The following is a 13,355-nucleotide window of genomic DNA, read 5'->3' as shown; positions in this document are numbered from 1 at the left end:
GGAGGGAGTAATATGATATATCTTGAGATGACTCCTATGCAGATGGATGCCTTGAGAGAAGTTGGAAATATTGGAGCTGGCAATGCAGCAACTGCTTTGTCACAGTTATTAAATAAAAAAATAGATATGACAGTACCAGCGGTAAATATAGTTCCATTTGATGATGTTTTTTCTGATGAAGGAACAGAAAGAGTTGTTATTGGTATTATTGTAAGAGTACTTGGTGATACTCCAGGAAATATATTATTTGTTCTTGAAAGAGAAACTGCATTCCAAATAATAGAATTATTAACAGGAGAGCAGGCAGAACAGATAACTGATATGGGTAATTCGGTATTATGTGAAATTGGAAATATTATAGCTACATCATATATGAATGCTATAGCTAAATTTACAGGATTAGCAATAACGCCGTCTGTACCAGCAGTTTCATATGATATGCTTGGAGCTATATTATCTACAAGTTTTATTGAAGCTGGTCAATTTGATGATCAAGTACTTGACTTAGAGACTAGATTTTTGCAAAATAATAAGAGTGAAGAAATAAGCGGGCATTTTTATTATATTCCAATGCCTGGCTCATTAGAAAAAATATTAAGTACATTAGGAGTAAATTAATTGGAGGTTATAAGAACATGGCTAGAGTATTAATTGTTGATGATGCTGCTTTTATGAGAATGATGATAAAGGATATTTTAGAAAAAAATGGATTTGAAATTGTGGGAGAAGCTAGTAATGGATTAAAAGCTGTAGAACTTTATAAGTCTGAAAAACCTGATGTTGTTACTATGGATATAACAATGCCTGATATGGATGGAATTGAAGCTGTTAAAGCGATAAAGGAATTTGATCCAGCGGCTAAAATAATAATGTGTAGTGCTATGGGACAACAAACAATGGTAATGGATGCTATAAGATCTGGAGCAAGAGATTTTATAGTAAAACCATTCCAAGCAGAAAGAGTTCTTGAGGCTATTAGGAAGGCAATAGGCTAATAGACTAAGGGAGGAATAAAAATGCAGGTAGTCATATTTAGACTAGGAGATGAACAGTTTGCAGTTGAAACTGCAAAAGTTCAGGGAATAAATGATATCATGGAAATAACTAGAGTTCCTAAATCACCAGATTATATAAAAGGCTTAATAAATTTAAGAGGAAATGTTATTTCACTTTTAGATATAAATTTATTATTGAATATTGAGAAAAAAGAAAATGTAGAACAAAATAATATAATAATTTTAAAAATGGAAGATGAACATGTAGGTATTACTGTAGATGAAGTCGATGAAGTGCTTGAGATTGAAGAAGAAATAGTAGAAAAGGTTGATGATCAAAGAAAGCTTTACATCAAAGGAGTTATTAATTTTAAAGATAGGGTAGTTACTTTAATCGATATAGACAAATTGTTTGCAAATTAGTAAAGAAATGAGGGACAAACATGGCAGACGTTTTATCACAAGGCGAAATAGATGCCCTTTTATCTGCCTTGGACTCTGGGGAATTAAATCCTGATGAACTTGAGCAAGAGGAGGAAAAACAGAAGGTTAAACCGTATGATTTTAAAAGTCCTCAAAAGTTCTCTAAGGATCACATAAGAACGCTAGAACTTATTCATGATAATTTTGCTAGAATAATTTCTAATTACCTAACTGCTCAAGTAAGAACAAATGTGAAAGTAAATATAGAAACTGTTCAGCAGATAACCTATGAAGAGTTTATTCATTCAGTACCAAATCCAACTATATTAACAATATTTAAGATGCCACCATTAAGTGGATCAATACTTTTTGAGACTAACCCTCAATTTGTATATAGGATTACTGATGTTCTTTTAGGTGGGGCAGGTATAGGTCAATATAAGACAAGAGAATTTACTGATATTGATAAGAATATCATAAAGCAAATAAATAAAGGGCTTATTGCTAATTTAAAACTTGCTTGGGAGGATGTATTAGAAGTTGAACCTGAAATAGAAGGATTAGATACTAATCCAGCTCTAAATCAGACTTTAGCGCCTACAGAACCAGTTGCATTGATAACTTTTTCTGTTGAAATGAGTGGAAGTAGTACATTTATAAATATTTGTATTCCATATCTGAGTATAGAAAAAATATTAGATAAGCTTGTAGTTCAATATTGGTTTAGAGAAAATGATGCTGAAATTTTAGAACATTCTAAGGAGAAACTGCGTCAGAGAATAAATATTGTTGATTTAGCAATGACAGCTGAGCTTGGAGCTACTAATATAACTGTAGATGATTTCTTGAAATTATCTATTGGAGATGTAGTGACCTTAGATATTACAACAAAAGAGGCTATTAAAATGAAAGTAGAAGATGAAGACTACTTATATGCAAAACCGGGGATTATTGGCAAAAATAAAGGCGTTCAGATACTAGATATTATTGATAAGGATGTGGAAAACTATGAGTAGCGATAACGGATTTCTTTCACAAGATGAGATAGATGCATTATTAAAAGGGGGAAATGATTCTGTATCTAAGGAAGAATCTGTAGAAGAAAATATACCTCAACAAAATACTATTGAGTCTAATAAATCAAATTCAGAAAGTGATACTATTTCTGATATAGAAAGAGATTTGTTGGGGGAAATAGGAAATATATCCATGGGATCAGCTTCAACAGCCCTTTCCACTATAATTGGTCAACAGGTAAATATTACAACACCTCAGGTTAAGGTTACCACACTAAATAATTTAAGGGAAACCTTTGAAATTCCTAATATCGCACTTGAAGTAAAATATGTAAGTGGTATTGTAGGTGGAAATTTATTAGTAATGAAAATAACTGATGCAGCTGTAATTGCAAATCTTATGATGGGAGGAGATGGAAATGTTGAGAAACCAACTTCTCTCTCTGAAATTGAAGAAAGCGCAGTTGCGGAGGCTATGAACCAAATGATAGGTTCAGCAGCTACATCAATGGCAACGATGTTTGCAAGAGAAGTAAATATATCTCCACCTACTGCAAAAATATGGGAAGATATTACTGCACCATTAGCAGAAGGTATAACTGATGAAGAAGATATTATTCAAGTATCATTCAGATTAACTATAGGAGATTTAGTTGATAGTAATATTATGCAAGTTCTTCCTATTAACACAGCAAAAAAAATAGTTTCGATAATGATGGGACAGGAAAATGAACAACCAGAAAACAAAACAAAGGAACCACAGGTACAGCAAGAAGTTCCTAAACAATATGTACAGCAGCCTCAAGTGCAGCCTAAACCAGCTGAAACTTATGCATATGAACAGCCTGTAGCAGCACCAGTACCACCAGTGGTACCACCACAGCCGCCGGTTAATGTTCAGCAGGCTAGTTTTCAACCGCTTCAAGAGATTGCGGTTAATGAGACACCTAAGAATATTGATTTGATACTAGATGTTCCACTTGAAATTTCAGTTGTTTTAGGAAGAACTAAAAAGAGCATAAAGGATGTATTAAATCTAGGAACTGGATCACTTATAGAGTTAGACAAGTTAGCAGAAGAACCTGTTGAAATTCTAGTAAATGGTAAAAAAGTTGCTTATGGAGAAGTTGTTGTTGTAGATGAAAATTTTGGTGTTAGAATAGTGAATATAGTAAGTAGTGAGGAAAGAGTAAGATCACTAAAAGGATAATTATATAAGAAAATATAGTTAAAGTTAGGTAACAAAATATTTATATTTTGTTACCTAACTTTTTTGGATTCATGTTTTAAAAATGAAATTTCACAATTGAAAAATTTCATTTTAACTTTTTTCGAGGAAAAATTTTAAAATGGACTTTTATTGTCTATTTTAGTTGATAAGGCATAGAAAGATTTTTATGTAAAGTTTAATAGAGTACAAATTTGAATTAAAAATGAAATTTTTGTTATAATTTCATTTCTTTTTTTATGAATAAGTATAAACTTTATATTTTCTAAGTCGATAATATTAACATAGAAATGAAGAGAAGATTAAGGAGTGTAAAATATGAAAATATCACAAGTTGGTATAAATAAAGTAATAAATATGTACGAAAAAAATAATAGGAATATAGAAAAAACTAAAAAAGTAGCAAAGAAAGATTCACTAGAAATTTCACAAGTTGGTAAAAGCTTAAGTTCTTTTGCTGCTCAAGATAAAAAGGAAATATCTCAAGAAAAATTGGAAAAAATAAGAAATGAAGTGGCAAAGGGAACGTATAATGTGGATGCCAAACTAGTAGCACAAAAAATGATAGATATAATGAAGGGAAGAGAAATTTAATGAACGATAGAGAGTTCAGAGATCAATTAAATGAAATAATGGTGAAGCAAATAGAATCATCCAAAGAACTTCTTAATATCTTAGAAGAACAACATGAATATATAGTTAAAAATGATGCTTTTAATATGGATGCTTGTGTAGAAAAAATACAAAAATGCAATCAAAAAATTGCTAACATTGAATTAAAAAGAAGAGAATTAACAAATGACATATTACAAGAGAAAACTTTTGGTAAATTAATTGAAGAAATGGACGATAAAGAATTAGAGGATAATCTTAGAAAAACTAGAAAGGTTTTGGAAGAGGTTAGACTACAGAAAGATACTAATGAATTGCTTATAAAACAAGGTTTAGCCTTTACAAATAAGATGCTTGTTCTATTAAATCCTGATAGACAGGCAAAAACGTATAATGCATATGGAAAAGTAGGAAGATAAGGAATAGTAACCAGTAGTCAGTAACCAGTGAGTGGGTTATGTTAAAAAATATTTTTTTATGGTTACTGAATACTGGTATCTGGTTACTCGAAAAAAGGGAGGTATAAAAGTGTCAGGATTATTTGCAACTTTTAATATAGGGAAGAGAGGACTATTTGGACAGCAAAGAGCTATAGATGTAACTTCACATAATATAGCAAATGCAAATACAGAAGGTTACTCAAGGCAAAGGGCAGTTCTTGAAACTACAAGACCTTTTGGAATGCCATCTATGGACAACCAAGTAGGTCCGGGACAAGTTGGTACTGGTGTTGGAGTGTCGACTATTCAAAGAGTTAGGGATAGTTTTATGGATTTCCAAGTTAGAAGAGAAAAAAGTACATTAGCCCAATATGAAGCTAGAGATAAGTATTTAAGTGAAATAGAGAGCATATTTAATGAACCTTCAGACAATGGACTTTCAACTTTGATTGGAAAATTTTTTAATTCTTGGGATCAGTTATCCAAGCAAGCAGAAAGTTCAAATGCAAGAACTGTTGTAGCTCAACAGTCAGCAGCCTTAGCAGATGAATTAAATCATACGTATAATCAATTAATGGAAATAAAAGAAAATACTCATGACTCTATAAAGCAGTCTGTTTTTGATTTGAATGGAATGCTTGATAGATTAGATAAGCTAAATCAGCAAATTATGAGTGTTAAGGTTTCAGGTATGGAACCAAATGATTTAATGGATAAAAGAGACTTATTATTAGATCAATTAAGTGAAAAATTTAACATAGAAGTAAAAAAAGATAAATTTTATTCTGTAAATGTAGGGCCAGAAGATGAAAGTGGACTTAATCCCAATGTAAATTCACTTTTGATAAGAAAAAATCCAAATGATGCTGTAAGAAGATTTTCTTATGTTTCTGGTATAGCAAAAACTACTACACCTGGTTCAAGAGCAAATACATTACAATATAAAGTCACTTACTTAAAAAATGGTGATAAAGATAAGACGGAAACTATTACGGTAGAAATGACTGAGGATGAATATAAGCAGTTAGATCAATGCAGAGTAATATGGGCTCAAAATGATAAAAATGATGATGATGCAAATGGAAGAGCACTTGACAAGAACGGAGCAGCAATTGCAAAAGAAACTACAATAGATTTTGAAAATTTAGCTATGTTTAGCCTTCCAAAGGACGAAAATAGAGGCGAACTTAAAGGCTATATGTCTGTTCAAAAGGATGTAGATAAATATATAGATCAGTTGAATAAACTAGCTAAGGGGTTGGTTTTTTCAGTTAATGCTGTTCATAGTGGTAAAGAAGATTCAAGTGCTGATACGATGCCATTCTTTGTTAATAAAGATGCAGCTCAGTATACCGATGGTGTGCTTAATAATTTAGGAGATACACTAAATAAAGAAGTTGAAATTACAGCTGGTAATATATCAGTTAACATGGAAATTATAAAGGATGTAATGAAAATAAAAGCAGGGACTACTGGTAACCCAGATGTAGATGGTGAAAATGATGGTAAGAGAGCACTTGCTATAGCTCAACTTAGAGGGACTCTACTAAAAATCCAAGATATAGATAATTCAACCGATAGAGTAGGGTTTATAGGCACATTAGCTGTAGATTCAAGTTTAGGAGTAGCTACAGTTAAAAGTGATATAAATGGAATGAAAATAGACAATTATTTTAAGGATACTATAGACAAGCTTGGAATACAGGAACAAGAAGCTAGAAGAGTAGTTAGAAACCAGGAAGTATTGCTACAAGGCTTCCAGGAAAGAAGAGATTCTATATCGGGAGTGTCTCTTGATGAGGAAATGGCAAATTTGGTTCAGTTCCAGCATGCTTATCAAGCAAATGCAAAAATAATTTCAACAGTAGATGAACTTCTAGATGTAGTAGTTAATGGCTTGAAGAGATAGGGGGAATAACAATGCGTGTAACAAATAAAATGCTTTCTAACAGTTTTTTAGCTGATATGAGAACAAATCTTGAATATATGAAAAAATTACAACAACAGATGACATCAGGGAAAGAAATTAGAAAACCTTCTGATGATCCGTTTAAGGTTGCAAGATCAATGCAACTTCATACTGACATTAATACAAATAAGCAGTATAATGAAAATATAAATGATACTATAAATTGGCTTGATACTACAGATACAGCAGTAGGACAAGTTGGGGATGTTCTTCAAAGGGTAAGAGAACTTTTAATATCAGCAGGTAATGCAGGATATAGTTCAAATGAAAGGCGAGCTATAAAAGATGAAATAAATGAAAAAATAGGTGAAGTATCACAAATTTTAAATACAAGCTTTGATGGTAAGTATATTTTTGGTGGAACTAGGGGAACTACTAAGCCTGTAGATGTTATTGGTGGAAGTAGTTTTGGAAATGCGGCATCAACTGAAAAAATAATTATAGACAAAGATCAAAAAATTGCTAATACAATAGTTAGTGATAAAGGACAATTAAAACAACAACTAGATATAAAAGTTAAATTCAAACCTTCTGGTAGTACAGTAGAGACCGAAAAAACAATATCTATTGCTAAAGATACTGAAATTAATAGCTTGAGTGATCTAGCAAGTAAAATAAATGAACAAATAGATAAAGATAATGATTTAAAAGATAAGATAAAAGTAGTTCCTAATATGGCAGATAATAATCTTATGTTTGTTAACATAAATGAGGCGGGAGGAGAAGATCCTAGTAATAATTATTTTAAGATAAGTGCTACAGGTGACATAAAAATATCAGCTGGCAGCGATACTGCTAAATTTAGTACCAACAATACCAGTAATGCTAGACTTGTGTATCATAAGAAGAGTGGTGGAGAATTAGTAGATGGTCCTGAATATAATCAAATACAGTGTAAATTAAAAGTTCAGATTTCTCAAGGTGTTTCTATGGACTATAATGTAACAGCTTCAGAAATATTAGAGTTTAAAAATTCAAAGGGAGATTCATTAGACCTAAGAGATATATTTAATAACATAACTAATCATCTAGATGGTAAAAATGATGATGGGGTAACGGTAGATACAGATGCTATAAAAGAGTTAGTTAATGGAGATTTACAAAAGCTTACTGATGCTATGAATAACTTACTAAAAATTCGTTCTGAAGTTGGGGCAAAGCAAAACAGAATGGACAGCGCAAAAGATAGAAATGTTGATTCGAATTTTAATATGACAGAAATATTATCAAAAATTGAAGATATAGATATAACTGAAAAAACTATGGAATATGCTACAATGCAGACAGTATATTTAGCATCTCTTCAAACAAGTGCTAAAGTATTACAGCCTTCGTTAATGGATTACTTAAGATAGTTAAGAATTAATAAGAACAGGAGATTAAAATATGGAGTTCAAAACTAAGTATCACGGAGTAAGAGAATATGAGAAAAAAGATATAGTAACTTTTCATAAAGGTGTACCTGGCTTTGAAGATCTTAGAAAGTTTATAATTTTCAATGTAGAAGATAATGAAATGTTTAGTATATTACATTCAATAGAAAATAGTGAAGTTGGGTTTATTGTAGTTTCTCCTTTTTATGTAAAGAAAGATTATGAAATAAAATTAGATGATAATTTGGTTCAAAGGTTAAAAGTAGAAAAGCCTGAAGATGTAATGTTGTTAAATACTGTTACTATAAGTTCTAATGTTGAAGAAATAACGGCTAACTTAAGAGCTCCTATAATTATTAATATTAAAGAAAAATTAGGGGAACAAATAATATTAAATAATGAAGAATATTTGGTGAAGTATCCATTATTTAAGGAGGAGACTTAATGTTAGTAATTAAGAGAAAAAAGGGAGAGTCCTTACTTGTAGGTGATGATATAGAAGTAACCGTAATAGGCATAGAAAATGGAGCCGTTAAGCTTGCTATAGATGCTCCAAAAACTGTTACTATTTTAAGAAGTGAATTGTATAAAGAAGTGGGAGAAGAAAATCAAAAAGCTGCATATGCAGATATATCAATATTAAAAAAAATTAGCAAAAAATAATTATAATTTTATTAAAAAAGGGAATTAAAGGGGGGAAGCAGAGTGGATGTTAGAGCTATAAGCCAAGGAAGGCAAAATAATTTGGGGATAACTTCAAATAATACAGTGAATAATTCAAAAGATGACTCTACAGGGGTTCAACCTGTTTTTCAAAATGAAAATATTAGTAAAGAAGTAAATCATGGTTCTACAAAACAAAATAGTAATCAAGAGCAAAATATTAAAAAAGCAGTTGATAAATTAAATAAATTTCTTGAAGGTGAAAAAACTCATGTTGAATATGAAAGGCATGATAAATTTAAAAGTGAATTCATAATAAGAATAATAAATGATACAACAAAAGAGGTTATAAAAGAAATACCACCAAAAAAAATGTTAGATATGGTTGCTGAAATGTGTAAGCTTGCAGGAGTTATGTTTGATGAAAAAGTCTAATTTAATTTGAGGTGATATTATGGAATATAGATTAAATAAGATAGACATGGAGATTCGTCAAATAGTTAATGATTCAGCAAAAGAGGGGAAGGTTCATGGAAGCAAAGTAACTGAGAAAGTTGATAAAGATAAAAAGAAAAATAAAGAAGAAACCTTTAAGAAAAAATTATTAAAGAATAAAGGGAAAAAGAGAATAATGGTGGATGCTGTTAAACTTAATAATGTCAAAATTGAAGCAATTAAAGAAGAGAGAGTACAAAAGAGTATTTCAACAGGGAGATTTTTAGATATTACAAAATAAGCTATTAGTACAGTATATAAAATTTATATGATAATTTTATATACTGTATATTTTTAAAAAAATGTTGCTGAACATTAAGTAGCTTAGATAAATGTTTAAAGTTTAGTATTTAAAATCTGTACTTATAAATTATATTTAGTAAAGTTGTATAAAATATCAACGATAAAAATATTAGAAAAGAATATGGTATTATGAAGAAACGTAGGAGGGCTTTAAATGTACGCAAATAATGCTTATAATACTTATAAAACTAATAGTATAAATTATGCTTCAAAGGAGCAACTATTATTAATGCTTTTAGATGGAGCTGTGAAATTTTCTAAAATTGGTAGACAAGCTATAATAGATAAAAAGATTCAAAAAGCTCATGATAATATAACAAAAACTCAAGATATATTTTATGAATTAATGGCAACTCTAGATGTAGAACAGGCGGGAGAATGGGGAACTAAGATGATGAGTATATATAGGTTTATTGTTGATGAATTGGGTGAGGCAAATATGAAAAAAGATAAAGAAAAGATGAATCAAATTATACCATTGATAGAGGATATAAGAGATACTTGGTATGAAGCAAATAGAATTGCAAAAAATATGAAATAAATAAATGAATTTAACAAATGGAGTTGTGAAAAGGAGGCTCAAGGATGAGTTATGTAGGTGGTGTAGGCAGCAGTACAATGAGAGTGAGTGGTCTGGCAACAGGAATGGATACTGATGCAATGGTAAAACAGATGATGGATGCTGAAAAAGTTAAATTGGACAAAATCAATCAAGATAAGCAGCTAATAGAATGGAGACAGGAAGCTTATAGAGATATAATAAAGGATTTCAATGACTTTAAGAATAAATATTTTGATGTATTAAGCGATGACTATATTTTATCGCCTAATGCTTTTTCAGGCTTTGATATTACAAGTAGTGAAACAGCAGTAGGAACAGCAACAGCAGTTGCTGGAGCCCAGAGAGGAACTTATACAGTAACAGTTAATCAATTAGCAGAATCAGCACAGATAAGTAAAGTGGTAGCAGGAAGTGGACATGCTTTAGACTCAAAGTTAACGGATTTAGATGTGAATACAAATAAGGTGTTAAGTATAACACTAAGCTATGGAACTGTAAGTAATAAAGTAATAACTTTGGATAACAGTGCTGGAGATAAGACTATTTCTGACTTAATGAATGAGATTAATGAAGAAACATCTGGAGAAGTTATAGCAAGCTTTAGTGAACTTACAGGTAAGTTTACAATGAAAACATCTAAAACAGGAGCTTCAGAATCTATTACAGTTGATGCCATTGATGGTGATTTATCTAATGCTTTAAATGTTAATGCTTTAGATACCAATTCTGGACAGGATGCTTCCATTGATATAACCCCACCTGGAGAAGTTATTCCAACTAATGTTACAAAATCAACCAATAGTTTTACTATTGATGGTGTAAGTTATAGTTTAGCTAAAACTGGCACTACTGATATAACTATAGCAGATAATGTTGATGAACCTTTTAACAAAATGAAAGGTTTTATAGAAGAATATAATAAGTTGATAGGTAAGGTTTCAGATAAAATAGGTGAGAAAAAAAATTACAGTTACAAGCCGTTAACAGAAGAACAAAAAAAGGCTATGACTGAAGATGAAGTGAAAAAATGGGACACAGAAGCTAAAAAGGGAATTGTAAGAAATGATAATACTCTTAAAAAAATGCTTTCAGGTTTAAGAGGAGCATTTTTTGATTCGGTAAATGGAACAGGGATCTCTTTTGGTAAGAAAGAATTAGGGTTAGATACATCTTCTGATATAACTGAAAGAGGAAAAATAAAAATCGTTGATGAAAGTAAATTAAAGGAAGTTTTAAGAAACAATCCACAGCAAGTTATGGATTTATTTATAAAACAATCAGATACTGCCTACAGCAGGACTATGAGCAGCACTGATAGAAAAAGCAGATATGCTGAAGAAGGAATTTTACAGAGAATTAACGATATACTTAATGATAATATGGGAGCAAGAAGAGATACTAACGGTAAAAAAGGATACCTTTTAGAAATAGCTGGAATGGAAGATGATACAACTTATTTTACTAACACATTAACTAAACAGATAGAAGAAAAAAATACTTTGATATATGCAATGCAGCAGAAATTAATTCATAAGGAAAACAGTTATTATGCAATGTTTGCAAGACTAGAACAATCTATGAACCAAATGAATGCACAATCTAACTGGCTATATTCTCAGATGGGTACAGCGTAAAAATATGAAAAAGAGGATGGGCATGATGTTAAAAGATAAATTGGTAGATTATCGAGATTTAACTATGCTTTTAATCAATGTTCTAGAAAAGGGAGAGTTAAATACATTAGAGGATAATTTAAAAAAAAGACAGGAAATTATAGAAGATATAAATAAGTTAGATTATACTTATGAACAATTTAGAAGTGTAAGTGAAGAAATTAATCTTGTTTTGTTGGAGCAAAAACTAAATACACTGATGAATAATAAAAAACAAGAAATAAGAGTTAAAATTAATAATGTTAAAAAATCAAGGAATGCTCATAATGCATATAATAAAAGTTTTATTAATAGTTCGTTTTTTTTAAAGAAACAAATTTAAGATTTAATAAGAAGTTGATTAGCATAAAAAAATAAAAGATTTAATCAAAAATATTATTTTATAAAAAAACTTTTAAAAAACTATAAAGTATTGTATAATTAATACGAAAAAAGAGTATAAACAAAAAAATGGACAAGGATGTCCAGATAAAATTCAAGGAGGAATTTATTATGATTATTAACCACAATTTAAATGCAATGAATGCTCACAGAAACATGATGACTAACGTAGGTAATGCAGGAAAATCTATGGAAAAATTATCTTCAGGTTTAAGAATAAACAAAGCTGGAGACGATGCTGCAGGACTATCAATTTCTGAAAAAATGAGAGGACAAATCAGAGGTTTAGACCAAGCTTCAAGAAATGCTCAAGATGGTATATCACTTATCCAAACAGCAGAAGGTGCTTTAACTGAAACACATTCAATTCTTCAAAGAATGAGAGAACTATCAGTACAAGCTTCAAATGATACTAACGTAACTGCTGATAGAACTGCAATAGATGCAGAAATGGATGAACTAGTAAATGAAATAGACAGAATAGGTGATAAAACTACATTCAACAAGCAAAACTTATTGGATGGTACTGCAAAAAGCTTAAAGTTCCAAATAGGAGCAGACAAAGGAACTATGATGAAATTAGCTATTGCAACAATGAAAGCTGGTGCATTATCAGTAAATGCTCTTGATGTAAGCACACATACAAAAGCAGCAAGTGCTATTTCAAAAGTAGATGCTGCTATAGAAAAAGTATCTACAGAAAGATCAAAATTGGGAGCAAACCAAAATAGATTAGAACATACTATAAACAACTTAAACAATGCTTCTGAAAATATCCAAGCAGCAGAATCAAGAGTTAGAGATGTAGACATGGCTAAAGAAATGATGAACTTCTCAAAGAATAATATACTAAACCAAGCAGCTCAAGCAATGCTTTCACAAGCTAACCAAGCACCACAAGGTGTACTTCAATTATTAAGATAAGTGAGAATCTAAATCTATGATTTAGTTATTCGAACTTACTCGGCGACTGAAAGGAGTCGAGTTTCCTTAAAGCAAATAGCTAAAAATTTTTATTTCAACTATTTGTCTAGTCAAAAGTTAAAAAAATTAATTCCATTATAAATATAAAAAAATGGACAAGGATGTCCAGGTAAAATTCAAGGAGGAATTTATTATGATTATTAACCACAATTTAAATGCAATGAATGCTCACAGAAACATGATGACTAACGTAGGTAATGCAGGAAAATCTATGGAAAAATTATCTTCAGGTTTAAGA

At 30.6% G+C, this 13,355-nt stretch carries 17 protein-coding genes; all 17 read left to right on the top strand.

Annotated features, from left to right (window positions below; genetic code table 11):
* The first annotated feature begins 12 nt into the window (after positions 1–12).
* Positions 13–618 (top strand): chemotaxis protein CheC, encoded by a 606-nt coding sequence (locus OXH55_RS07295; RefSeq protein ID WP_268049173.1) that lies wholly within the window; start codon positions 13–15, stop codon positions 616–618.
* Between the two features lie 17 nt (positions 619–635).
* A complete protein-coding gene (locus OXH55_RS07290) occupies positions 636–995 on the top strand; it encodes a response regulator (RefSeq protein WP_268049172.1) in 360 nt (119 codons plus the stop codon).
* 21 nt (positions 996–1,016) lie between these two features.
* On the top strand, positions 1,017–1,418 hold the full coding sequence (locus tag OXH55_RS07285) for a chemotaxis protein CheW (protein ID WP_268049171.1): 402 nt from the start codon (positions 1,017–1,019) through the stop codon (positions 1,416–1,418).
* Between the two features lie 20 nt (positions 1,419–1,438).
* Positions 1,439–2,434 (top strand): flagellar motor switch protein FliM, encoded by a 996-nt coding sequence (gene fliM / locus OXH55_RS07280; RefSeq protein ID WP_268049170.1) that lies wholly within the window; start codon positions 1,439–1,441, stop codon positions 2,432–2,434.
* Positions 2,427–3,644: a flagellar motor switch phosphatase FliY gene (fliY, locus tag OXH55_RS07275; RefSeq protein WP_268049169.1), complete on the top strand. Its 1,218-nt coding sequence runs from the start codon at positions 2,427–2,429 to the stop codon at positions 3,642–3,644. The genes fliM and fliY overlap by 8 nt, the downstream gene beginning before the upstream one ends.
* Positions 3,645–3,980: 336 nt before the next feature.
* Positions 3,981–4,256, top strand: coding sequence for a flagellar biosynthesis anti-sigma factor FlgM (gene flgM, locus OXH55_RS07270; protein WP_268049168.1), 276 nt, complete (start codon positions 3,981–3,983; stop codon positions 4,254–4,256).
* On the top strand, positions 4,256–4,693 hold the full coding sequence (locus OXH55_RS07265; RefSeq protein ID WP_268049167.1) for a flagellar protein FlgN: 438 nt from the start codon (positions 4,256–4,258) through the stop codon (positions 4,691–4,693). The genes flgM and OXH55_RS07265 overlap by 1 nt, the downstream gene beginning before the upstream one ends.
* A 109-nt stretch (positions 4,694–4,802) precedes the next feature.
* Positions 4,803–6,623, top strand: coding sequence for a flagellar hook-associated protein FlgK (gene flgK / locus OXH55_RS07260; protein ID WP_268049166.1), 1,821 nt, complete (start codon positions 4,803–4,805; stop codon positions 6,621–6,623).
* Positions 6,624–6,634: 11 nt separating this feature from the next.
* Positions 6,635–8,038 (top strand): flagellar hook-associated protein FlgL, encoded by a 1,404-nt coding sequence (gene flgL, locus OXH55_RS07255; protein ID WP_268049165.1) that lies wholly within the window; start codon positions 6,635–6,637, stop codon positions 8,036–8,038.
* Positions 8,039–8,069: 31 nt separating this feature from the next.
* Positions 8,070–8,501 carry a flagellar assembly protein FliW gene (gene fliW / locus OXH55_RS07250; protein WP_268049164.1) on the top strand — a complete coding sequence of 144 codons (432 nt, stop codon included), beginning with the start codon at positions 8,070–8,072 and terminating at the stop codon, positions 8,499–8,501.
* Positions 8,501–8,719 carry a carbon storage regulator CsrA gene (csrA, locus tag OXH55_RS07245; RefSeq protein ID WP_268049163.1) on the top strand — a complete coding sequence of 73 codons (219 nt, stop codon included), beginning with the start codon at positions 8,501–8,503 and terminating at the stop codon, positions 8,717–8,719. Before fliW ends, csrA begins: the two co-directional genes overlap by 1 nt.
* 42 nt (positions 8,720–8,761) lie before the next feature.
* The gene (locus OXH55_RS07240; RefSeq protein ID WP_268049162.1) at positions 8,762–9,154 is read left to right on the top strand and encodes a flagellar protein FlaG; all 393 of its coding nucleotides are present in this window, start codon (positions 8,762–8,764) and stop codon (positions 9,152–9,154) included.
* Positions 9,155–9,173: 19 nt separating this feature from the next.
* A complete protein-coding gene (locus OXH55_RS07235; RefSeq protein ID WP_268049161.1) occupies positions 9,174–9,455 on the top strand; it encodes a hypothetical protein in 282 nt (93 codons plus the stop codon).
* Between the two features lie 216 nt (positions 9,456–9,671).
* Complete coding sequence (gene fliS, locus OXH55_RS07230) at positions 9,672–10,058, top strand: flagellar export chaperone FliS (protein WP_268049160.1); 387 nt, start codon at positions 9,672–9,674, stop codon at positions 10,056–10,058.
* Between the two features lie 44 nt (positions 10,059–10,102).
* Complete coding sequence (gene fliD / locus OXH55_RS07225; protein WP_268049159.1) at positions 10,103–11,713, top strand: flagellar filament capping protein FliD; 1,611 nt, start codon at positions 10,103–10,105, stop codon at positions 11,711–11,713.
* A gap of 22 nt (positions 11,714–11,735) precedes the next feature.
* Entirely contained in the window at positions 11,736–12,074 is a 339-nt protein-coding gene (gene fliT / locus OXH55_RS07220) for a flagellar protein FliT (protein WP_268049158.1), read from the top strand.
* Positions 12,075–12,244: 170 nt separating this feature from the next.
* Positions 12,245–13,057, top strand: coding sequence for a flagellin N-terminal helical domain-containing protein (locus OXH55_RS07215; RefSeq protein ID WP_268049157.1), 813 nt, complete (start codon positions 12,245–12,247; stop codon positions 13,055–13,057).
* Positions 13,058–13,355: the final 298 nt, after the last annotated feature.

The organism is Clostridium ganghwense, from assembly GCF_026735165.1.
GTDB classification, from domain to species: domain Bacteria; phylum Bacillota; class Clostridia; order Clostridiales; family Clostridiaceae; genus Clostridium_H; species Clostridium_H ganghwense.
This window is presented reverse-complemented; position numbering and strand designations above follow the sequence as displayed.